Origin of the sequence: Streptomyces sp. NPDC096311 (assembly GCF_044763085.1) — a bacterium.
Taxonomy (GTDB): domain Bacteria; phylum Actinomycetota; class Actinomycetes; order Streptomycetales; family Streptomycetaceae; genus Streptomyces.
Genome location: NZ_JBIWFN010000013.1, coordinates 158419 through 181389, shown reverse-complemented (window position 1 = coordinate 181389; position 22971 = coordinate 158419). Strand labels below are relative to the sequence as shown.

16 protein-coding genes are annotated in these 22971 nt (G+C 71.4%); 4 read left to right on the top strand and 12 right to left on the bottom strand.

The features are described 5' to 3' along the window. Nucleotides 1-43 precede the first annotated feature (43 nt). Nucleotides 44-1546: a hypothetical protein gene (locus tag ACIRA5_RS31100; RefSeq protein WP_403696200.1), complete on the bottom strand. Its 1503-nt coding sequence runs from the start codon at nucleotides 1544-1546 to the stop codon at nucleotides 44-46. A gap of 233 nt (nucleotides 1547-1779) precedes the next feature. Here ACIRA5_RS31100 and ACIRA5_RS31095 point away from each other — a divergent pair, with 233 nt between their 5' ends. Further along, on the top strand, nucleotides 1780-2925 hold the full coding sequence (locus ACIRA5_RS31095; RefSeq protein WP_403696198.1) for an aminoglycoside phosphotransferase family protein: 1146 nt from the start codon (nucleotides 1780-1782) through the stop codon (nucleotides 2923-2925). 327 nt (nucleotides 2926-3252) lie between these two features. Further along, nucleotides 3253-5244, top strand: coding sequence for an N-acetylmuramoyl-L-alanine amidase (locus tag ACIRA5_RS31090; protein WP_403696195.1), 1992 nt, complete (start codon nucleotides 3253-3255; stop codon nucleotides 5242-5244). A gap of 61 nt (nucleotides 5245-5305) precedes the next feature. Here the strand turns inward: ACIRA5_RS31090 and ACIRA5_RS31085 are convergent, their stop codons facing one another. From ACIRA5_RS31085 to ACIRA5_RS31075, 3 genes are all read right to left on the bottom strand, one after another. Next, the gene (locus ACIRA5_RS31085) at nucleotides 5306-5671 is read right to left on the bottom strand and encodes a hypothetical protein (RefSeq protein ID WP_168505739.1); all 366 of its coding nucleotides are present in this window, start codon (nucleotides 5669-5671) and stop codon (nucleotides 5306-5308) included. A 58-nt stretch (nucleotides 5672-5729) separates the two neighbouring features. Continuing rightward, entirely contained in the window at nucleotides 5730-6734 is a 1005-nt protein-coding gene (locus ACIRA5_RS31080) for a helix-turn-helix domain-containing protein (RefSeq protein WP_403696192.1), read from the bottom strand. A gap of 126 nt (nucleotides 6735-6860) precedes the next feature. Next, a complete protein-coding gene (locus ACIRA5_RS31075; protein WP_403696190.1) occupies nucleotides 6861-10703 on the bottom strand; it encodes a S8 family peptidase in 3843 nt (1280 codons plus the stop codon). A 275-nt stretch (nucleotides 10704-10978) separates the two neighbouring features. Here ACIRA5_RS31075 and ACIRA5_RS31070 point away from each other — a divergent pair, with 275 nt between their 5' ends. Then, nucleotides 10979-11998 carry an LLM class flavin-dependent oxidoreductase gene (locus tag ACIRA5_RS31070; RefSeq protein WP_403696187.1) on the top strand — a complete coding sequence of 340 codons (1020 nt, stop codon included), beginning with the start codon at nucleotides 10979-10981 and terminating at the stop codon, nucleotides 11996-11998. Between the two features lie 16 nt (nucleotides 11999-12014). On the opposite strand, the gene ACIRA5_RS31065 is transcribed toward ACIRA5_RS31070, so the two are convergent. The 8 genes from ACIRA5_RS31065 to ACIRA5_RS31030 form a co-directional block, all read right to left on the bottom strand. Further along, on the bottom strand, nucleotides 12015-12512 hold the full coding sequence (locus tag ACIRA5_RS31065; protein ID WP_054232928.1) for a hypothetical protein: 498 nt from the start codon (nucleotides 12510-12512) through the stop codon (nucleotides 12015-12017). A gap of 285 nt (nucleotides 12513-12797) precedes the next feature. Beyond that, on the bottom strand, nucleotides 12798-15689 hold the full coding sequence (locus ACIRA5_RS31060) for an ATP-binding protein (protein WP_403696184.1): 2892 nt from the start codon (nucleotides 15687-15689) through the stop codon (nucleotides 12798-12800). Nucleotides 15690-15840: 151 nt separating this feature from the next. Then, entirely contained in the window at nucleotides 15841-16455 is a 615-nt protein-coding gene (locus ACIRA5_RS31055) for a CGNR zinc finger domain-containing protein (RefSeq protein ID WP_403696181.1), read from the bottom strand. A gap of 259 nt (nucleotides 16456-16714) precedes the next feature. Continuing rightward, complete coding sequence (locus tag ACIRA5_RS31050) at nucleotides 16715-16957, bottom strand: DUF397 domain-containing protein (protein ID WP_403696179.1); 243 nt, start codon at nucleotides 16955-16957, stop codon at nucleotides 16715-16717. Between the two features lie 83 nt (nucleotides 16958-17040). Then, on the bottom strand, nucleotides 17041-18207 hold the full coding sequence (locus ACIRA5_RS31045) for a thiolase domain-containing protein (RefSeq protein ID WP_351700017.1): 1167 nt from the start codon (nucleotides 18205-18207) through the stop codon (nucleotides 17041-17043). Further along, the gene (locus tag ACIRA5_RS31040) at nucleotides 18204-19259 is read right to left on the bottom strand and encodes a thiolase domain-containing protein (RefSeq protein WP_403696177.1); all 1056 of its coding nucleotides are present in this window, start codon (nucleotides 19257-19259) and stop codon (nucleotides 18204-18206) included. The genes ACIRA5_RS31045 and ACIRA5_RS31040 overlap by 4 nt, the downstream gene beginning before the upstream one ends. Next, entirely contained in the window at nucleotides 19260-20201 is a 942-nt protein-coding gene (locus ACIRA5_RS31035; RefSeq protein WP_403696175.1) for a Zn-ribbon domain-containing OB-fold protein, read from the bottom strand. 109 nt (nucleotides 20202-20310) lie between these two features. Next, on the bottom strand, nucleotides 20311-21111 hold the full coding sequence (locus ACIRA5_RS31030; protein ID WP_403696173.1) for a crotonase/enoyl-CoA hydratase family protein: 801 nt from the start codon (nucleotides 21109-21111) through the stop codon (nucleotides 20311-20313). A 187-nt stretch (nucleotides 21112-21298) separates the two neighbouring features. Between ACIRA5_RS31030 and ACIRA5_RS31025 the strand changes: the two genes are divergently transcribed. Beyond that, entirely contained in the window at nucleotides 21299-22918 is a 1620-nt protein-coding gene (locus ACIRA5_RS31025) for an acyl-CoA synthetase (protein ID WP_403696171.1), read from the top strand. Nucleotides 22919-22971 lie beyond the last annotated feature (53 nt).

Sequence of the window (22971 nt, the reverse complement as noted above, 5' to 3'; positions counted from 1 at the left end):
TTCTGCGCACTGGAACCCTTTCTGTGCACACGGCGAGGAGTACTCATGCCTGTGTGGTGGTGCCCCCGCGCTTCGGCCTGAGCGAGCCCTTGGGGAGGGCGAGTTGGATCTCCTCACGCAGTTCGTGGATCTTCGGGTAGCCGGAGTACTCGGCGGTGAGCCGGTACATCTCGCGCAGTCGGTCCCAGGTGCGGTGGGAGGAGTTCGCCCCCATCGACACCAGGGCCAGCCGGGCATAGCGGTCCGCCTGCTCGGGGTCGTCCGCGATGAAGCACGCCGAGGCCAGCGACAGCCAGTCGAAGATCTGTGACCGCTGCCGCCCGTTCTCCCGCAGATGCAACGCTTCCTTCGCGTGGCGCTGCGCCGTGGTCGCCGCGGCCGGGTCGTGCTCCGCGAGCGTCCGGTAGGCCAGGGCCTGCATGCCGTGCATGTCCGCCTCGTCGAACATCTGCATCCAGCTCGGCGGTGGCACATCACCCTTGTCGGAGACGAAGAGGTCCTCCGCCTCCCCCAGGGTGCGCCGCATGGCCTGGCCCTTGCCCATCGACGCCTGAGCCCAGGCCTCGATCGTGGAGAGCATGGCGCGGGCGCGCGGCAACATCTCGGAACCCGAGCCCGACTTGGCGAGCTTCATCAGGTCCAGGGCGTCGTCGGGCCGGCCCAGGTGCACCATCTGACGGGCGGCGCGCGAGAGCGCCTCCCCGGCGCGCGGCCGGTCGCCGCCTTCTCTGGCCGCGTGCGCGGCGATGACGAAGTACTTCTGGGCCGTGGGCTCCAGGCCGACGTCGTGCGACATCCAGCCCGCGAGGACGGCGAGATTGGCGGCGACGCCCCACAGGCGGCGCTGCAGATGGTCAGGGTGTCGGTAGGAGAGCATGCCTCCCACTTCGTTGAGCTGGCCCACCACGGCCTTGCGTTGCAACCCGCCGCCGCGGGCCGCGTCCCAGGCCCGGAACACCTCGACCGAGCGCTCCAGTTCCTCGATCTCCTGCGACCCGATGGGGGCGGCCTCGTAACGGTCGAACCCAGCGGGGTCGGCGTGCAGGGGATTGTCGACTACAGGGGCGTCGGCCATGAGGGCCGGATCGGTGTGGAGCCAGTCGTGCATGGCACTGCTGAGTGCGGATCCCGCGGCGAGCGCGGCACCCGCGCCCACCAAGCCGCGTCGGTTGAGCATGAGGTCCATTCCCGTGAATTCGGTGAGGACCGCAGCGGTTCGCTCGGGCGCCCACGGCACACCGTCGGGATGTTCCACATTCCCGCCGCCCGGCCGTTTCCCCACACGCCCGTGCCGCACCAGACCGAGGTCCTCGATGGTCACGACACGGCCGAGACGCTCGGTGAAAAGAGCCGCCAGCACTCGCGGAACCGGATCGCGCGGGATCTCTCCCATGTCGATCCAACGCCGCACCCGTGAGGTGTCGGTCGCCAGCTGAGGGTGACCCATGGCCGCCGCCTGCTTGTTGACCAGCCTCGCGAGTTCGCCCTTGGACCAGCCGGCCAGGCCGAACAGATCCGACAGACGAGTGTTGGGTTGTCCGTTCACGTCAAGCCCCCAGGTTCTCGGCTGAGTTGACAGTAACCCTCTGTCAGTTGCTGAGCGACTATTCGCCAGGGTTCGCCAGGGTGCGCCAGATGGTCTGCCACTGGGCATCCGGTGTCAGGTAGGAAAGCGCCACCCCGACCCGGTTGCCGAGGGACATTCCCCCAGGGTGTACCAGGGCGGCCGGGGCGGGTAGCGCAGCAACTTGCAGGCACACGAAGGGATCTGTTTCGCCCATGTACACAGCATCGTCCTCCGTGTCCGCTCCGCCCCGGTCGCTTCACCCCCGCCCGGCGGCGGCGGGCAGCGGCCCCTACCTCGACCCCGCTCGACCGGCGGCCCCCGTGCTCGGCGCCGGCAGGACGCGGCGCGTTCCGGGGCTCGGCACCCAACCGCTCAGCGGGAGAATCGACTTGTCCGGCCCCCAGGGCGCGCAGCTGCGCACGGCGATCGCGTCGGTGCACCGGATCTGTCCGGAGTTCGCTCCGGTCCAGGTACTGCGCCGCAGCGGACGCTCCGTGCTCCTCGTCGGCACAACGGGGCGCAGCACGGCGGTCGCCAAGTGTTTACTGGACCACTCCTCGATCTGGGCGGAGCGGATCAGGCACGAAATAGCGGCATACCGATCGTTCGTGCGGCATCGGCCGCCGGTCCGGGTGCCCCGGCTGATCGCGGCGGACCCGGACAACTGCACCCTCGTGATCGAGCGGATGCCGGGACGGGTGGCCGCGCTGCAGCGGCACCCGGCCGAGGCGCCGCCCCGCGCGGACATCCGGGCGGCACTGGGTGCGATCTGCCGCCTGAACGCATGGCGGCCGCCGGCGGGGACGTTCGACGCCCCGCTGGACTACGCGGAGCGGATCTCCCGTTTCCATGAGCTGGGTCTGCTCACGGACCGGGACATGGGCGACCTGCAGAAGCTGGTGCACGGCATCGCGCACTCGGCGGGCCGTCAGGGCATGGGCCAGTTCTGTCACGGGGACGCGTTGCTGTCGAACATCCTGCTCTCACCGGCCGGTCCAGTGCTGGTGGACTGGGAGCACGCGGGCTGGTACCTGCCGGGCTACGACCTGGCGACGCTGTGGGCGGTCCTCGGTGACGCTCCCGTGGCGCGCCGCCAGATCAGTCAGCTCGCGCAGTCCGCCGGTCCCGCGGCGCGCGACGCCTTCCTGGTGAACCTGATGCTCGTACTGACCCGGGAGATCCGTACGTACGAGACGGCCGTGCAGCGTTCGATGCACGACGCGACCCCGGCGGCACCGGGACCGGCCCATCCGGGTGCTGTGCCGTCCGGCGAGGAACAGCGGCTGCTGCTGCGGCGGCTGCACGACGACTGCCAGATGGCCCGTCGGGCCGTTCGAGCGGCGGTCGGCACTCGTTGACGGGGACGAAGGCCCGCGGTGCGCCTGAACGGCGGCACACCGCGGGCCTTCGTCATGCGGGGGCACTGCCGGGGGCGCCGATGTACGACGAGCGGCGCTTCCCCGCCGGTATCCCTTCCAGGGCATGTTCACCCGTTCGCGCCACCGGTCCACTCCACTGACGCCTTGCAGGCCGTCCCGCCGCCGCCACGAAAACCTGTTCGTGGCCGGCTGACATGGGAAACCGCCTGCTCCTGGGCATGATTGACGGATCGTCGGAGAGCCGATACCACTGACCCACGTTCGGCCCGCACGCCCCACCGCGCTCGACCGTCCCAGGAGGCTGCATTGCGAGGATCCTTCACCGACCCCGAGGCCACCGCCGGGCACAGACGCGCGCGCCGTACCGCGGGCGCCGTCGCCTCGGCGGCGATGTTGCTGCCGCTGCTCGGCGCGGCACCGTCGAACAGCACCGCGCAGGCGTCCTCCGCCGGACTCCAGCGGGCCTTCGCCGGCGCCGCCGCCGAGTACCACGTGCCGCTGAGCGTCCTGCTCGGCGTCTCCTACCTCCAGTCCCGCTGGGACGCGCACGCCGGCGCGCCGAGCGTCAGCGGCGGCTACGGCCCCATGCACCTCACCGACGCGCGGACGGCGATCGCGGAGGCACCGCACCACAGTGAGGGCACGGAGGACGCCCGCGGCGACAGCTCGCGCGCGGCCCTGCTGCCCACCACCAAGGTGCCGCAGAACTCCCCACTCCCGGCCCGGCTCAAGACGTTGACGAAGGCGGCCCGGCTCACCGGCCTGCCCGAGGAGCGGTTGCGCACGGACGCAGCCGCGAACGTGGCGGGCGGGGCCGCGCTCCTGGCCGCCGCGCAGAAGGACCTCGGTGAGCCGCTGAGCAACGACGCGGCCGACTGGTACGGCGCGGTGGCGCGCTTCTCCGGCGCGGACGACACCGCGACCGCGGCGACATACGCCAATGACGTCTACGGAGTGATCCGCGAGGGCGAGGAGCGCACCACGGACGCCGGTCAGCAGGTCGCGCTCGCCGCCCGGCCCGGACTGCGCCCCGACACCGCGCGGCTGCGGCGGGCCGGGCTGCGTACCGTCTCCGCCAAGGACACTCAGTGCCCCACCACCGTGTCCTGCGAGTGGATTCCGGCCCCGTACGCGCAGTTCGGCGACGGTGACTACGGCAACCACGACCTCGGTGACCGGCCCGCGTCGCAGAGCATCAAGTACATCGTCATCCATGACACGGAGGGCAGCTGGGACGGCGTTCTGAAGCTGGTCCAGGACCCGACCTATGTGTCGTGGAACTACACCCTGCGCTCGACCGACGGTCATATCGCCCAGCATGTGAAGGCGAAGGACGTGGCCTGGCACGCGGGCAACTGGTACATCAACGCCAAGTCGATCGGCCTGGAGCACGAGGGATTCCTCGCCTCGCCGGACGCCTGGTACACGGAGGAGATGTACCGGGCCTCGGCGCGGCTGGTGACCTACCTCGCTGAGAAGTACCGCGTGCCGCTGGACCGGCAGCACATCCTGGGCCACGACAACGTGCCGGGCCCGACGACGTCGACCATCCCCGGCATGCACACGGACCCGGGCCCCTACTGGGACTGGCAGCACTACTTCACGCTGCTCGGCCACCCCTTCCAGGGTGCGACGAAGGCGAAGACCAGGACGAGCGGCGGTCTGCTCACCGTCCTGCCGGACTTCGCGGAGAACCAGCCCCGGTACACGGGCTGTGTCACCAGCGGCGAGCCCTGCGCGGCGCACGGTTCCAGCGAGGTGCGGCTCTACTCCCGGCCGGACGAGACCTCGCCCCTGATCAAGGACGTCGGGCTGCGTCCCAAGGGCGACGACTCGACGATCGACGTGAACGACGTGGGTTCACGGGTCTCCACCGGACAGCGGTACGCGGTCGCGGACCGTGACGGCGACTGGACGGCGATCTGGTACCTGGGCCAGAAGGCCTGGTTCAAGAACCCTCAGAGCCGGCCGACGGCGGTGAACGCCTCGGGTCAGGTCGTGACCCCCAAGGCCGGCGTCACGGAGATCCCCGTGTACGGGCGTGCCTACCCGGAAGCGGCTGCGTACCCCGCGGGCGTGCCCGTCCAGGCCGTCTCGCCGCTGCCGTACAAGATCCTGGCAGGCCAGAAGTACGCGGTCGGTGACAAGGTGCCGGGCGAGTACTTCTACGCGCCGACGTTCGACACGGCCCCGCACCGGGTCGTGATCGGCAAGGACATGTACTACGAGATCCAGTTCGGCCACCGGGTGGCGTTCGTGCGGGCGGCGGACGTGAACCTGACGCGCTCGCGCGCATAGGTGCCGAGGGGCGGGGGCCGGGCCGCGGACAGCGCCCCCGGCCCCGGCTCCCGTACCGTCGTTACTCCGACCAGTCGAGCTGGTGTTCCGGCACCCCGAAGGTCCAGCCCACCGCCCGGGCCTCGGCCCGGGCCGCGCGATCGCCCCGCGCATAACGCAGAACGCGCCCGGGGAACACCACGAACGTCTCATCGGCGGACCGCAGATCCGCGTACCAGCCGGGCTGGTCCAAGGCCTCCGATATCGCCTCGGCGACCTCCGCCGCGCGTGCCGCCGCCACGCTGAACTCGATGACCGTCCAGACGTCCGGCTGCCCGGGCCCGACGTTCTGCGGACGGAACCGATAGATCTCCCGGGCTTCTATCCGCAGGTCCTTCAGGTGGGTACCGACCTTCAGGCTTTCCACGATGAGTGAACCGTCGGTCATGGGGACTCCTATCGGTGGCGGGCGTGCTGCCCGGAGACGGGCGCCGGGCCCATCTCCGCTACACCCAGTCCCGGCGAGCGGCCTGCCAGGCCAGTTGCATACGGGTGGCCGCCCCGGCGAACGTCATCAGTTGCTGGATATGACGCTGGACCGTACGCCTGCTCAGGCCCAGTTGCGAAGCGATCGCCTTGTCCGTGACGCCTGCGACGAGCAGGGAGAGCAGCCGTCGGTCCGTGGTGGAGAGGGAGTCGGCGCCGGATGTCCCGTCGGTGCCGCTGACCGTTCCGGTGTCGTCGACGTGCAGGGGTACGGCGTCGTCCCAGTAGCGTTCGAAGAGTGCGATGAGCGCGGCGAGGAGGCTGCTGTCGCGCACGAGGGCAGTGGTGGGTTCCTCGGGGCTGCCGTGCGGACCACCGGGTACGAGGGGGCAGATGGCGATGGCGCGGTCGGACACGGCGAGCCGCAGGGGCAGATGGGGTACCGCGCGGGCGACTTCACCCGCCCGTACGCCCTCGATAACGTTGTCCACGGCTCCCTCGTCGTCGAAGAACGCCTTCTCGTAGAGGACCCGATAGCGCACCCCGCGGGCCAGGGCGTCGAACTCCGCCTCGTTGCTGCCCGACGGCATGGCGACGTACTGGGCCTTGCAGAACCACAGCATCTCGTCCTGGGTGTCCGCCTGGATGCGGCGGAGGTGCTGGCGCAGCGCGTCCGCCCCGGTGATCACCTCGATGAGCTCGCCGGCGTCGCGCCGACGCATGGTGTCCCGGTAGGTCGCCAGCAGGGCGGTGGCCGTGGCGCGGGCCTGGTCGAGGGCGTCGGCGTTGCGTTTGAGCCGGGGCATGAGGGCCACATCGGGTGGCGTGGCCCGGTAGAGCCGTGGTGATCCGTCGGTGTGACTGGCCAGTCCCCTGGCCGTGAGCGCCTCGAGGGTCTGTGCGGCGTCCGCGGTGGTGGCACCCGAGCGCATCGCGAATTCGCGTGCCGAGGCGTTGCTCATCGTCACCAGGATCCGGTAGGCGGACTCCTCGGCATCGGTGACCCCGGCGGCTTCCAGCGTCACGGCGCTCTCCTTGGTCCCACCCCGTCCAACCGTTGAACACCGTACTGCATCCGTGTGGACGGGCGGCGGGTGCACGGCCGCGTCACTCCGCCGTGCACCCGCCGTGCGCGCTGTGCGCAGCCGTGTCTACCCCCGTTGCAGGTAGGCGCGTTGCACGGTCTGTCGGACAGTGTTGCCGAGCCGGTCCCTCGCCGTGACCCGCAGGGTCACATACGCGTCGCCGTGACCGGAGGGCCTGGTGATGGTGGCCCGGAAGGCGTTGTGCCCGCGGCCCTGGACCGCCGCACCGCCCCAGTGCCTGCCGTCGTCGTAGGACACCTCCACGCGCAGGGACACTCCACGCGGGGCGGGCTGCCCGTCCTGGGCGCGCACGGCCAGGCCGATGGTGTGCGTCCGCCCGGCTCCCACCGCGTTGTGCGCATCGACCGGTACGTCGTAGTCGAGTTGCAGCAGGGACAGCGGTGTCGCCATGGCCGTGGTCGCGGAGCGGAAGGACCAGGAGGTGTCCGTACGGGCGGCGAACGCCCACTCGTCGTCCACGCGCGAGGTCGTCAGGTCCAGCCGGTAGTCGGCCGCGCCCGGGGAGACCTCGAAATCGGTCCAGGCGCTGCCGGCGTCGGCGACCTTCACCCCGTCGCGGTAGAGCGCCGCGGCTGCCGTGTCACCGCCCGGCGCGTCGGCCGCCGTGGCCAGTCCGCCCACCCCGCCGCCGTCACCGGCGAGCAGCCGTGACCAGTGACCCGCCGTGGAGTCGGTGAACTCCGGGATGCGCAGGGCCAGTACGTCTCCGGTCCGTACCGAGGGCGTCGTGGTGCCCCGGGGGATCGAGGGGCGCACCACTGCCCCCTGCCAGCGCTCTGCCGGCTGTTGGCCCGCCCGGTAGGTGCGGGGATCGTCTTTCATGCCCACGGCCAGCGGCATGTCGACGTCGAACGTGGTGGTGTGATGCACCAGGTGCTGCCAGGTCGTGTCGTTCGCGCTGACGTACTCGGTGCGGACGAAGCCCGTCGGCACGTAGCGGGTGTACTGCAGCCAGGCGGTGTCCTGGTACGGGCGCCAGGCGAACCGCTGCTCACTGGCCCAGGGTGCTCCTCCGTTGTCGGCGTAGGTGGTCCGCAGCACCGCGCTGTTGCGCTCGGAGACCGTGTACACCACCTGCCGGGGTATCTGTTGGGACGACGTCTGCATGACGTCGTAGAGGTACGGGCTCTTCGCCGTTCCGGTGAATCCGATGGTGGTGCTCGGGTGCTTCTTCAGCCGGTCGAGCAGGGCGGCGCCCGCCGCCCTGCCGATGCGGACGGTCGGCACGGCGTTGCGTTCGCCGTCCGGGCTCCAGCGCGTCCAGCCGAGGTCGCTGAAGTGGGTCATCAGCAGTCCGCGTACGCCCGCGGCGGCCGCCTGCCGGGCCAACTCCCTTTCGTACGTGCCCTCTTCGTTGCGGACGATCGCGAGTTTGCCGCGGGCCCGGCTGAAGTCGGGCTTGTCGAACGTGCCCGCGTCCACGGCGGTCAAGGTGGTGCCGCCGGCGTCGAACAGCGGTGAACTCGGCATGTAGTACGGGTTCAGGGCGAGGTCACTGCCCGAGACTTTCGCCTCGATCAGCGGGGCGACCAGCTGCCAGCGCGAGGCGAACTCGAAGGTGCCGTCGGTGACGGCCGTGGTGGGGCTGACGTAGAGCCGCTTGGCGAGGTCGAAGTACATCGTGCCCTGGAGGAGGCTGTGTCCGTCGATCTTCCGGTACGTCTGGTAGTTGAGGATGCCGCGCTGTTCGGCGGGCCGGGGCGTGCGGATGTCGACCTGGGTGGTCCTGCGCGCGTCCAGGGTGACCGCCATGTCCTTGGTGACCTTCACCTCCGGCACGACGACCTGGCGCAGTTCCTGTCCGTCGTCGGCCGTGTCCAGGCTGGAGTAGTCGAGTTGGTAGGTGCCTTCCTCGACTTCGGCGACGGCCGGCTCGGTGCTGACGTAGCCGACGAATCCGTCCGGGCCCCAGATGGTGGGCAGCGCCTGGACGCGCTTGCCCTCGTGGTCGTAGGTGGTGACGGTGAGCTTGTGGACGGGCCCGTGCACCACGATGCTGACCGTGGTGTGGACCTTGACCGCGCCGTCGGTCGTGGCGGCGGTGACATAACCGTAGTAGTCGCCCCGGCCGGCCAGGGAGGGGTCCACCGTCAGCGGCACGTCCACCGTGGCACCGGCGGCGATCCGCACCGTGTCGGAGCCGAGTCGCAGCGCACCGGTCGTGAGGTCCCGGCCGCCGCTGGTCGCCAGGTGGGCGGCGAGGGCCAGGGTGACTTCCTTGTCCGAGGTGTTGGTGTAGCGGACGGTGGCCGTGCGCGGGGCGCCGTTGTCGTCGCCACCGGTCCCGTAGGGCCCCAGGGCCACACTCCCGGTGGCGGTGACCGGTCCGAGAGCCGCCGCGGCCACGTCGACGCGGCCGCCGCCCTCCTCGGTCACCTGCTGTCCCTCGACGGTGTGCGCCGTGCTGATGAGCGCGTCCTTGAGCTGCTGTCCGCTCCAGGTCGGATGCGCCTGGGCGAGCAGCGCGGCGGCGCCCGTCACATGCGGAGTGGCCATCGACGTACCGGATGCCGCCACGTAGTACTGGTCCACCGGGTCACCCATGGTGGTGCCCGCCGCGCGTGCCGCCACGATGCCCACGCCCGGCGCGGTGATGTCGGGCTTGACCACGCGGTCGCCGTGGCGCGGACCGCGGCTGGAGAACGGGGCGAGTGAGTCGTCCCGGTCCACCGCGCCCACGGTCAGTGCGGTGTCCGCGGCGCCGGGTGAGCCGATGGTTTCCTGGCCCTGCTCTCCGCTGTTGCCGGCCGCCACCACGAACAGGGCGCCGCTGGAGCTGCTGAGTTCGTCGACGGCGAGGCTCATCGGGTCGGTGCCGTCGCTCACCTCGTCCGAGCCCAGGCTCATGTTGACGACCTTGGCGCCCTCGGCGGCGGCCCACTCCATGCCGTCGATGACCTGCGACTCGGTTCCGGAGCCGTCGTCCCCCAGGACCTTGCCGATCAGCAGGTCGGCGCCCGGGGCCACCCCCTTGCGGAGGCCGCCGGACGCCGCGCCGGTCCCGCCGACCGTGGAGGCGACGTGGGTGCCGTGGCCGAAGGCGTCACCGGTGCCGGAGCTGCCGGAGAAGTCCCTCGCCTCGCTGATGCGTCCGGCCAGGTCCGGGTGGGTCTGGTCGACACCGGTGTCGAGGACCGCCACCTTGACGGACCTGCCGTCGTACCCGGCCTTCCAGACCGCCGGGGCGTTGATCTGCGCGGTGCTGCGGTCGAGGGTGGCGTCCACCCGGCCGTCCAGCCAGATCCTGGGCGTGGCGGCCACGCCCGCGGCGCTCACCCTGTTCGGGGCGGGGGCGAGTTGTTTCCAGAACCTGTCCAGGTCGTCGTCGGGGATCCGGACCGCCTGCGCGTCGATGCTGTCCAGCGTGCGGGCGGGCGCGTCGTCCTCGGTCAGCGTGGTGAGCCTGCGCATCGCGGAGGCCGGGACACCGTCCGGCCTGCCGATGATCAGGGGGAGCGTGTCGGTGTGCGCCGCGTCGTACTTCTGTTTGATGAGTGCGCTGACGTTGAACAGCTGCCGGTCCAGGCGCCCGGCGGAGACCAGGTCCTGGGCGTCGGAGGGCAGCACCGTCAGGTCGCCGTCCTGTTCGACGGTGCGGAACAGAATGCCGCGCCTGCCGCTGCCGGGCTCGACGGCGGCGATCCGCTTGCCGTCACCGTCCGTCGTGACGGTCACACGGTCGCCCGTGATCAGCCGCACGGTGGCGCTGCCGCCGGGCGAGCCTCCCACCGAGACAGCCGAGACAGCCGAGGCAGCCGTTGCCGTCGTGGTCGTCGTGGTCGTCCCGGCCGTACTGGACACACCAGCCGCGCCGGCCGCCGATGGCATCCCGCCGGCGGTCAGCGCCAGGCCGGCCGATATCACCGCCGCGAGGCGGATGCGTCTCATCTGCTCAGCACCTTTCCGTGCATGGTTGTGCGCGTGAGGAGATCTTCATTCGGGTGCTGCACAGAATCCGCTGCCGCCGGACGCGATGTCACCGTTTCCCGGTGGCGCGGATGGGACATGTCGCAACCGCGCCACCCGGCGGACTCCGCGGACGCCGGAGCGGAAGCCCGGCAACCGCCTGCCACCCCGGGCATAGCCGCCGCGGCGCTGACGTTCGACTGTTCAACAGAGATCATTTGTTCAACAGAGATCGTCGCGAACGTTGGAGGAGCCTCGTGCCACTGCCCTCACGCCCCTTGCGGAAGCTGGGCTTCTTGACCATCGGGCTGTTCGACGAGGCCGACCCGCGGCGTGGTCACGAGTCGACGCTGGAAATCATCGAGCTCGGTGAGCGGCTCGGATTCGACAGCGCGTGGGTGCGACACCGTCATCTCCAGTACGGGATCTCCTCCCCCGTGGCCGTGCTGGCAGCGGCCTCGCAGCGCACCAGCCGGATCGAGCTGGGGACGGCGGTCATCCCGGTGGGGTGGGAGAACCCGCTGCGGCTGGCCGAGGACCTCGCCACGGTCGACATCCTGTCCGGGGGCCGCCTCAACCCGGGCGTCAGCGTCGGCCCGCCGATGCACTACGACCAGGTCAAGCAGGCCCTCTACCCTGACACCGGCGACGTCGAGGACTTCAGCTACGCCCGCGTGGAACGACTGCTGGACTTCGTGCGCGGCACATCGGCGACCGACTTCAGTGGCGTCGAAGGCTTCGAGGTGTTCTCCGACCGCGTCCAGCCGCACGCCGCGGGACTGGGCCGGCGCATGTGGTACGGGGGCGGCAGCCTGCGCTCCGCGCAGTGGGCGGGCGAGCACGGGATGAATCTGCTGACCAGTAGTGTCGTCAAGGCGGAGGAGTCCGAGGACTTCGCCGAGATCCAGCGGTCGCACATCCGGACGTTCCGCGCCCACCACCCCGAGGGCGACCGTGCCCGGGTCTCCCAGGGCCTTGTCGTCATCCCCACCGACAGCGCCTCACCCGAGCAGCGCGAGAAGTACGAGGAGTACGCCCTGAAGCGCACTCCTCGCACCGCGACCCCGCAGGGCCCGGCCCGGATGATGTTCGCGCCCGATCTCGTCGGCACCTCCGAGGAGATCGCCGAACGGCTGTACGCCCATGCCGCGTTCCGGGAGGTCGACGAGGTCGCGTTCGCGCTGCCGTTCACCTTCGGGCACGAGGACTACGTGCAGATCCTCACCGACATCGCCACCCGGCTCGGTCCGGCACTCGGGTGGCGGCCGGCCGCCTGAACGCGGCGCCGGGGCCTCAGCCCTGCTGGAAGAGCTCCGGGGGCAGCGGCTTGAGCAGGGCGTACAGGTCGTCGGTGATGGGACGGTCCCAGGCGGCGATGGTCACCAGGACGTTGTCGCTGCGGTCGAACTGCACGCAGGAGATGCGGGTCTCGGAGAGCTTGAGACGGCGCACGATGAGGAGACCGTCACCCTGCATCACCGGGATGTCCTCGGTCCCGGTGACGGTGACCTCCTCGTCGTTCTCCAGCGCGAGCAGCAGCTGGGCCACCTCGAAGGGGATCTCGTCCTCGGCGACCTCGCGGGCCGGGGAGCCTTCGGGCAGATTGCCGATGATCATCGCGGGGCCACGGCCGCCGAACAGGTCGTAGCGCAGGAAGACACCCTGGCAGCTGCCGTCGGGGGCGGGCAGCAGACCGGCACCGAGATTGCCCGGCCAGTCACCCGGATCCATGGCCAGAACGTCGAAGTCGGGCCCGGCGGGCGTGGCGCTGCGGCGGCGGAGGAAGGACATGCCGCAATGGTACGTGCCCGGGCGCGAACCGGGCCTCGGGGGCGTCCCCCGCGCGTGGCCGCCGGACCCCGCTGTGCGCGGTTGTCGAACCCGGTTGTGGAGGATGGCCGGACCCGGTTGTGAAGGGTGGCCGGACCCGGTTGTGGAGGGTGGGCGGACCCGGTTGTGGAGGGTGGGCGGACCCGGTTGTGGAGGGCGGCCGGACCGGTTGCCGAGGGCGGCCGGACCCGGTTGTGGAGGGCGGCCGGACCGGTTGCCGAGGGCGGCCGGACCCGTCGCGCATGGCTACCGGACCGTTTGCTGGCCCAGCGCCGCCGCCAGTCCCGTACGGTCCGTGCCCACCTTCCGGTAGACCGCCGAGAGCAGACGGACGACGGCCGGCTCCTCGGTCCCCAGCTCCTCGGCGACCTCGGTCGTGGTGCGGCCCCGGGCGGTGAGCGCGGCGGCCGCGCGTTCACGGGCGGTAAGGGTGTCCGTCTCGGTGCTGTGCAGGCGGCGCGGGCGCAGTCCGGCGGCGGCCAGTTCGGCGCGGGCCTCGTCGCCGAGGCCGTCGGCGCCGCACTGCACGGCCGCGTCCAGTCCCCGGTACAGGTGTTCGGCGGCTTCCTTGGGAGAGCCCGAGCGGCGCAGTTCGGTGCCCAGGGCGACCAGCGCACAGGCCAGTTCGTAGGCGGCCGGGGAGCGCTCCAGATGGCTGACGGACTCTTCGAGGAGCTTGACGCGGGTCGAGCCGGAGGAGACGTCGGCGGCGGCCCGCAGCGCCTCTCCGACGGCCGAGGGGGCGCCGAACTGGCGGGCGCGGTGCACCGCTTCGAGTGCCGTGGCGACGGCGCGCTCCGGCGCGTCGTGCCGTTCGGCGCGGGCGAGGTGGAGCTGCCAGGGGCACCAGGAGGGGTTGCGCATGCCGCGCGGGTCCAGGCGGCGTCCGGCCGCTTCGAGCTCGGCGGCGGCTTCCTTGGTGAGGCCGCGGGCGAGCAGCAGTTCGCCGTGCACGGTCTGGACGTCGGGGAAGGTGACGGCGGCCGGGAAGGGCGCGCCGAACGCGTGGTCCTCGCCGATCTGGGCGGCCTCGGTGACGCGACCGCGGGCGAGCAGGATCTCGATGATGACGCCGACGGCGTACCAGTGGACGGGGGTTCCGGCGCCGACGCGTTCGGCGAGCCTGAGGCCCGCGCGGGCGAAGTCCTCGGCCTCGGCGAGTCGGCCGCGGCGGTAGCGCACGTATCCGAGGAGGGTGTAGCCGAAGGAGAGGTGGGCGCCGTGCCAGCCCTGGGACTCGAAGTCGGCGATCCCGGCGGCGAACAGTTCCTCGGTGCGGCCCGGGCGGTCGGCGTACATGAAGGTGAGGGCGACCAGGACGGGCACCTCGAAGCCGCGGTCGGCCTCGGCCCAGCGGATCCCTCCGGCGAGGGCGCGTTCGGCGTGGTGGAGCGCGACGTGGGCGGGCTCGCCGCGCAGGGTGGCGTCCCAGGCGCGCAGGCCGATGACATAGCGCTCGGTGAGGTCGCGGCCGGTGAGCCGGTCGGCGAGGCGGGCCAGGCGGCGGGAGCGGGCCGGGGAGTCGGGTTCGTCGGCGCGGAAGGCGTCCCACATGAACTGTTCGGACTGCATGCGCAGCCGCACCCGGGCGTCGCCGGTCACGCGGATCTCACGGGCCAGCGTCTCGGAGGCCTCGGCGAGCCGGTCGCTGTGGGCGAGGACCTGGGACAGCCGGTAGACGATGTTGTGGCGCAGCTCCGGGTCGGTGATGGGTTCTTCCAGGGCGGCCCGGAGGTGGTTGACGGTGGTCGCCGGTTCGGTGAGCAGGGAGGCGCAGCCCAGTTCGTGGAGGACCGCGGCCCGTTCCTTGGGGGGCGGCGGTTCGCGCAGGGCGCGGGCGAGGTAGCGGCGGGCGGTGTCGGGGGCTCCGGCGCGCTGGGTCTCGCGGGCGGCGGCGCGCAGCTGCTGGACGACCCAGTTGTCGCCCTCGGGGTGGGTCTCCATGAGGTGGCGGGCGGCGGCGGAGGGGCCGAGCCCTTCGTTGATCACGCACCAGGCGGCCTGGCCGTGCAGGGCCACGCGGACGGCGCCGGGGATGGCGCGGTAGACGGCGGTGGCGATGAGGGGGTGGACGAACTCCAGGGTGTCGGCGCCGGCGAGGATACGGGCGCCGCGCAGGGCGTCCGCGGCGTCGGCGGCCTCCTCGGTGCCGAGGCCGGCCACGGCGGCTGCCAGGGTCGGCGGGATCTCGGTGCCGAGGACGGCGCAGGCCCAGGCGAAGCGCACGGTGGAGGCGCCGAGGCGTTCGAGGCGGGCGATCAGGCCGCTGCCCTTGACGGCGGCGGCGAGGTCGCGCAGCAGGTGCGCCCCTTCCTCGGTCGGGACCAGCCCGCGGTCGCGGACCTTCGCGGTCAGCTCCACCGCCTCGAAGGGGTTGCCCGCGGTGACCGCCCAGCACTCACGGCAGAACACGTCGTCGGCCTGGGTGCCGAGGTCCTCGCGGACGAGTCCGGCGACGGCGGCGGCGCTGAGCGGTTCGAGGTCGAGGGGGCGCTGGCCCGCGCGTCCGGGAAGGCCCCTGAACGCCTCGGCGTGGTCGGGGAGTTCGTCGGGCCGGTAGGCGACGGCGAGCAGCAGCGGGAGTTCCTCGACGCGCGGCGCGAAGGCGGCGAGCCAGCTCAGTGACTCGGGGTCGGCCCAGTGCGCGTCGTCGAGGACGAGCACCATCGGGGCGCGCTGCACCGCGAGGTGGGTGAGCACCCAGTCGAGGCCGTCGCGCAGGCCCTGCTGGTCGGGCGGGGCTCCCTCGGACGGGGCGCACAGGCCGAGCGCGGGGCCGACGATCGCATACCAACTCCCCAGCTGGGCGCGGAGTTCCGCCTCCGCGAGCCCGGCGAGCTGCGGTTGCAGGAGCTGGCGGGCGACATGGAAGGCGACGCCCTGTTCCTGGTCGCCGCCGCGCGCGGACAGGACGGTGCAGCCCTGGGCCGCGGCGCGGCGCCGTACCTCGGCGAGGAGCGTGGTCTTGCCGATTCCGGCACGTCCGGCGAAGGCGAGAAGCGCGCCGCGGGGCCGCTCGGATGCTTCGGTTCCGTCCTCGCGCAGACCGGTGAGCTCGTTCAACGCCTCGTCGGCCGCGGCGAGTTCACCCTCCCGTTCGAAGAGAGTCCTTCTGCTGCGTGCAGCGCGCTGTCCCATGATCCACCCCCTGGCCACGGTGGTGCGGTCCACGCGGGGAGCGGATGCGTACCGTGACCTCCAGGGACCTCAGAGTACGCTCGTAGCGCCTCGTGGGGAGCCCTTCCGCCGCTACCAGTGCGGGCTTCGGCCGACCGACCGGATTCTTCGGTCAATCCCCTACGGCCTGCACGGATTTCCTGTGCCGTTCGTGATGGCGGGCGACACGTGCACGGTTCCCGCACGAGGGTTTGCACCACTCCTGTCGCGGGTGTTCCTTGATGAAGTAGCGCACGCAGCGCGGCGCGTGGCAGGCGTGCAGCCGCGACCGGTCCGGGCTCGCGAGGAAGGCGAGGGCGGCGCGGGCGAGCAGTGCCGGGAGGGGTGCGATGCCGCCCACAGCTTGTCGGCGTACGACGGGTTCGGCGCCGTCGTCCCAGGTGAGGACGGGGACGGTCGGCGCGAGGGCGGCGGCGGTGTTCAGGCACAGCACGGCCTGCGGTACGGGCAGCAGCCGGGCGGCGTCGGCCGGGCTGGGGTCGCCGGGGCGCACGGAGCGGGCGAACAGGGCGCGGATCGCGGCACGCAGGTCGCGTACGGCGGCGAGCGCGGCGGCGTCGACGAGGAAGGCGTCGGCTCCGGGCAGCAGGTCGGCGTGCCCGCGCACCCAAGTGGTGAGTCCACCGGGTTCCGTCAGGTCGTCGGCCACTCCGCCCTGTCCGTCGTGCCGGATGGTGAGGACGAGGTCCAGGGCGAGCCGGGTGTCCGCGTCGATCGAGTCCGCCATGACCTGAATGATAGGCACCCGTGCACCCATGAGCGGTTCGGGGCCGCCGTGCCGTTCAGCCGCTGCGGGCCGCCACGCCGTTCGGTCGCCCGGGGCCGCCGTGCCGTTCACGGATCGCCCGCCCCCCCCAAGAGGAAGCCTCGTCCTGGGACCGGACCCCGGCTCGGGCACCGGCCCCTGGACGGGACCCACGTCGCGTATCGCCTCCTCGTACGGGGCGTCCGCTCGTCGTCTCGACGTCAGGACGGGTCAGGTCGGCTCAGGTCAGGTCGAACTCTCCCTCGCGGGCGCCCGACACGAACGCGCCCCACTCGGCCGGTGTGAAGATCAAGGAAGGGCTCGCGGGGCGGTCACTGTTGCGCATCGCGATGAAACCCTCGACAAAAGCGATCTGGACGTCTCCCCGCCCTTGGCTGCTGGACTGCCATTCGGCGTTGCTGAGGTCCAGCTCAGGCTTGTCCCACCCCGCCAGCGGGTGCTGCTCGATGGTGCTCTCGGCCACGTCCGTGCTCCTCCCGGTTCGTCGTCCGCCGCCAGCCTAGCGATCGGTTCCGGCGGCGGACAGGCCACGTGAGGGGGACGCTTTCAGGAGGTGGGTGGCTCGGCCCCGACCAGCCACATCGAGAAGAACTGGGATCCCCCTCCATAGGCGTGTCCCAGCACTCTGCGAGCCCCTTCCACCTGGTGTTCTCCCGCCTGACCGCGCACCTGAAGTGCCGCTTCGGCGAAGCGGATCATGCCGGAAGCGCCGATCGGATTGGTGGAGAGGACGCCGCCCGACATGTTGACGGGCAGGTCCCCGTCAAGCTCCGTCACACCGGATTCGGTGAGCTTCCAGCCCTCGCCCTCCTCGGCGAAACCGAGGTTCTCCAGCCACATGGGCTCGTACCAGGAGAAGGGCACGTACATCTCCACGGCGTCGATGTCACGGCGCGGGTCCGCGATGCCCGCCTGCCGGTACACATCGGCCGCGCAGTCCTTGCCCGCCTGCGGCGACACACAGTCCTTGCCCGCGAACAGGGTCGGCTCGCTGCGCATCGCGCCGCCGTGCAGCCAGGCGGGCGGCCTCGGCGAGCGGGCCGCCCCCGCCCGGTCGGTGAGGATCATCGCGCAGGCGCCGTCCGAGGACGGGCAGGTCTCCGAGTAGCGGATCGGGTCCCACAGCATGGGCGAGGCCTGCACCTTCTCCAGCGTGATGTCGTGCTCGTGGAGATGGGCGTACGGGTTCTTCAGCGCGTTGCGCCGGTCCTTGTACGCGACCAGCGAGCCGACGGTGTCGGGCGCGCCGGTGCGCCGCATGTACGCCCGTACGTGCGGTGCGAAGAAGCCGCCCGCCCCGGCCAGCAGCGGCTGCTGGAAGGGGATCGGCAGGGACAGGCCCCACATGGCGTTCGACTCGGACTGCTTCTCGTAGGCCAGGGTCAGGACGGTGCCGTGGACGCGGCCCGCGATCAGGTTCGTGGCGACCAGGGCCGTGGAGCCGCCGACGGAACCCGCCGTGTGCACCCGCAGCATCGGCTTGCCGACCGCGCCGAGCGCGTCGGCGAGGTACAGCTCGGGCATCATGACGCCCTCGAAGAAGTCGGGCGCCTTGCCGATGACCACGGCGTCGATGTCGGCCCACGTCAACTCGGCGTCGGCGAGCGCCCGCCCGGCGGCCTCACGGACGAGTCCCGCGAGGGACACGTCCCGTCGGGCCGCCACGTGCTTGGTCTGGCCGATGCCTACGACGGCCACGGGCTCCTTGCTCATCGCGGATCCCCTTCGAGTACGGCGACCAGGTTCTGTTGGAGGCAGGGCCCGGAGGTGGCGTGGGCGAGCGCCCGGTCGGACTCGCCCCGGTGGACGCGGGCGGCGGCCTCACCGATACGGATGAGCCCGGCGGCCATGACCGGGTTGGCGGCGAGGGCGCCGCCCGACGGGTTGACGCGCACCTCCTCGCCGAGCCGCAGCGCCTTGCGCAGGACCACCTCCTGGGAGGTGAACGGTGCGTGCAACTCGGCGGTGTCGACGGGCCGTTCGAAGGCGCCGGCCCGCTCGGCGGCGAGGCGGGTCGACGGCGAGTCCGTCAGGTCGCGCACGCCGAGGCCGTGCGCCTCGATGCGGTGGTCGATGCCCCGGATCCAGGCGGGCCGCTCGCACAGCTGGCGGGCCCGCTCCCCCGCCGCGAGGATCACGGCGGCGGCGCCGTCGCCGACGGGCGGACAGTCGCCGACGCGCAGGGGCCGTACGAGGTACTCACCCTGGGCCACCGAACCCCGCAGCTGCGCATGGGAGTTGGTGGCGGCCAAAGCGCGGTTGCGGGACGCCACCCCCGCCAGCGCCGGCTCGTCGGTCTCGCCGGCGTCGATGAGCGCCTGCGCCTGGAGGGCCGCGAGGGCGACGGAGTCGGGCCACAGGGGCGCGACGTAGTACGGGTCGAGCTGCCGGGTCAGAACATCCCGTACGGATCCGGGTGACGACTTCCCGTACCCGTACACGAGCGCGGTGTCGGCGTCCCCGGTGAGCAGTTTCGTCCACGCCTCGTACAGCGCCCAGGCCCCGTCCATCTCCACGTGCGACTCGGAGATCGGCGGCCAGGCGCCCACCCCGTCGAGGGCCATGGTGAAGGAGAAGGCGCGGCCCGCCAGATAGTCGCTCGAACCGGAGCAGGTGAAACCGATGTCGCTGGTCTTCAGCCCGGTCTGGTCGAGGACGGCGTGCAGGACCGGGATGAGCATCTCCACCTCGGAGAGCTCGTCGGTGGTGCGCAGATGGTCGCTCTGCGCGAAGGCGACGACGGCGATGTCCCTGATGGGCGGCATCTACAACAGCTCCTTGTACGTGTCGTACTCGGCGTCCGGTTCGCCGGTGGGCCGGTAGTGGTCGGGATAGCGGCCGCCCTCCGTCCACACCGGCTCCACCCGCAGCCCCATGCGCACCTGGTCGTAGGGGATGCCGCCGATCCGGCCGTGCAACGCGAGGTCGGCGCCGTCGAGGGCGATGTGCGCGTAGACGTACGGCACTTCGATGTCGAGGTTCCTGGCCTTGATGTTGACGATGCAGTACGTGGTCACGGTGCCGCGCGGGCCCACCTCCACCTGCTCCGACGTGACGACACCGCAGGTGGGGCACGCGCCCCTCGGCGGGACGTACACCTTGCGGCAGGACGGGCAGCGCTCGCCCACGGTGCGGCGCGAGGAGAGGCTGTTGATGTAGGCGGACTGGGCGCGGCCGGGCGAGTAGACGTAGTCGAGGCGCGCGGGCGCGACGATGCCGGTGACCATGTCCTCGAACCGCCCGTCGTGGCCCGCGATCCGCGGGCGGTCTCCGTCGTACGGCTCGAAGCAGGCGATGTCGGTGATGGCACCGGTGCGCTGCGCCGCCCAGCGGACCCGCACGCGCATACCGGTGCGTACGGCCTCGGGGCCCGGCGCGTCCAGGGCGTGCAGGAGGGCGGTGTCCGCGCCGTCGAGCCGGACCAGGACCCAGGCGAAGGGGGTGTCGAGGGGTTGGCCCCGACGGGGTTCGTGGTTCCAGGCCCAGGTGGTGACGGTGCCGGTGGGGGCGACCTCGACGAGTTCGCCCAGGTCCTCCGCGGTGACGGGGTCGTACTCGACGGGCGGGACGAGCGTCCGGCCGTCGGCGGTCTTCACACCCAGGACGACACGCTCACGCAGCCCGGTGAGAAACGCGCTCTGGACGGGGCCGAGCGACCGGGTGAAGGGGAACTCGACGACGAGGGGGGCTTTGAGGACTTCGGGCATCCCGGTTGTCTCCTTAGGGGAGGGGGATCGTGCGCGTCACGACTCCGTCGGGGGGGGAGGGCGAGGATCACGCCCGTCACGGCCCCGCGCACCGTCACGACCCCGGACGTCACGCGCGCCGATAGACGGGTGGGCGTTTCTCGGTGAAGGCTCGGGAGCCTTCCTTCGCGTCGGCGGTGTCGAAGACCGGCCAGCCGCGGGTCAGCTCGGCCGCGAGGCCCTCCGTCTCCGTCATCTCGGCCGTCTCGTACACGGACGCCTTCACCGCCTCGACGGCCAGCGGACCGCAGGCGTTGATCAGTTCGGCGATCTCGAGGGCCTTCTGCCGCGCCGTCCCGTCGGGCACGACGTGTCCGACCAGGCCGATCCCGGCGGCCTCCCGGGCCGAGTACGGACGCCCCGTGAGGAGCATCTCCAGGGCGTGCGTGCGGGGGATCTGGCGTTGCAGGCGGACCGTGGAGCCGCCGATGGGGAACAGCCCTCGCTTGACTTCGAAGAGCCCGAAGGTCGCCGACTCCCCCGCGACCCGGATGTCGGTGCCCTGGAGGATCTCGGTACCGCCCGCGACACAGTGCCCCTCGACGGCGGCGATCACCGGTTTGCGGGGGCGGTGGTGGCGCAGCATCGCCTTCCAGTGCAGATCGGGGTCGGCCTTCAGCCGGTCCCGGTACTGCTGGCCCTCCATGCGCCGCCCCGCCAGCGCCTTGAGGTCCATGCCGGCGCAGAAGGCGTCCCCCGCACCGGTGAGCACGATCGAGCGGATCGCGTCGTCCTCGTCGGCCTCGATCCAGCCGTCGTACAGACCGACGAGCATCGGCAGCGAGAGCGCGTTCTTGGCCTCGGGCCTGTTGAGCGTGAGTACCAGTGTGGCGCCTTCGCGCTGCACGGTGAGGTGTTCCGTACCACCCATTGCCGTCCTCCCGTCAGACAGGCTCTCTGGAACGAGAACAGGTTGCAGTAGGCGCGGGACCAGTACAAGAGTTTTCTGACAGTCAGTCAGATTTCTTCTGCGCGGGCCCTTCCCAGTTGTGGCGGGCTTTGCTCTGATGGCCGTCGAGCCGAGGGGCGGGACCGGACGCACGACGTCAGGAGGAGCGGTGGAGTACAACCTTGCCGACCTGTTCGAGTCGGTCGTCGACGTGGTTCCGGGCCGCGAGGCCCTCGTGTACATCGACCATCCGGGCACGGGCGCGGAGCGCCGTCTGACGTACGCGCAACTCGACGCGGCGGCGAATCGCGTCGCCCATCACCTGATCGACAGCGGCATCCGCCCCGGCGAGCACCTCGGACTGCACCTCTACAACGGCGTCGAGTACGTGCAGACCGTGCTGGGCTGCCTGAAGGCACGGATCGTGCCGGTCAACGTCAACTACCGTTACGTGGAAGAGGAGTTGGTCTACCTCTACCGGGACGCGGATCTGGTGGCGCTGGTCTTCGACGCGGAGTTCACCGACCGGGTGGCGGCGGCACTGCCGCGGGCCTCGGCGCTGCGGCATCTCCTGCGGGTGGGGAGCGCGGCGACCGACGGGGCTTCCCTGCCCGCCCTGGACTTCGCCGAGGCCGAGGCCGCCGGATCCCCCGAGCGGGGTTTCCCGCCGCGCTCGGCGGACGACCAGTTCATCATCTACACCGGAGGCACCACCGGCATGCCCAAGGGTGTGATGTGGCGCCAGGAGGACCTGTTCTTCTCCGGGCTGGGCGGCGGAGCCCCGACGGGCGAGCCGGTCAGCAAGCCGGAGGAGCTCGCCGAGCGGGTGGCGGCCGGCGGCGAGGGCATCACCTTCTTCCCCACTCCCCCGCTGATGCACGGCACCTCGACACTGACGGCGTTCATCGGGTTCAACTTCGGCCAACGGGTCGTGATCCACCGCAAGTTCGTGCCCGAAGAGGTCCTGCGAACGGTGGCGAAGGAGAAGGTCACCAGCATGTCGCTGGTCGGCGACGCGATGCTGCGCCCGCTGATCGACGCACTGCGGGGGCCGATGAAGGGCACGGACCTCTCCTCGATGTTCAGCGTGTCCTCCTCCGGCGCGATCATGTCGGAGACGGTGCGCGAGCAGTTCCAGTCACTGGTCCCGAACGTGATGCTGCTCAACAACTACGGCTCCTCGGAGTCCGGCTTCAACGGCACCGCGACCGCGGACTCGGGGGCCGGACAGGATTTCCGGCTGCGGGTCAACTCCCGTACGCAGGTGGTGGATCCGGCCACGTACAAGCCGGTCGCCGTCGGTGAACCCGGCCGGGTCGCACAGCGCGGCCATGTGCCCCTCGGCTACTACAACGACCCGAAGAAGACCGCCGAGACCTTCTTCCAGAAGGACGGCGAGCGGTGGGTGCTGCTCGGCGACATGGCGACGGTCGACGAGGAGGGCATCGTCACCGTCCTCGGCCGCGGCTCCCAGTGCATCAACACCGGTGGCGAGAAGGTCTATCCGGAGGAGGTCGAGCAGGCCCTGAAGTCCCATCCGGACGTGTACGACGCGCTGGTCGCCGGGGTGCCGGACGAGAAGTGGGGCAACCATGTGGCGGCGGTCGTCCAGCTCCGCGAGGGCGCGGGCAGGCCTTCGCTGGAGGACATCCAGACCCACTGCCGGGGTCACCTGGCCGGCTACAAGATCCCCCGCCAGCTCGTCATCACCGACACCATCCAGCGCTCGCCCAGCGGCAAGGCCGACTACCGGTGGGCGCGCTCGGTGGCGACGGAGGCGACCCGCTGACGCATGCGGCGCAACCCGCGGCGGCCATCGCGACCGACGGCCGCGACCCCGGC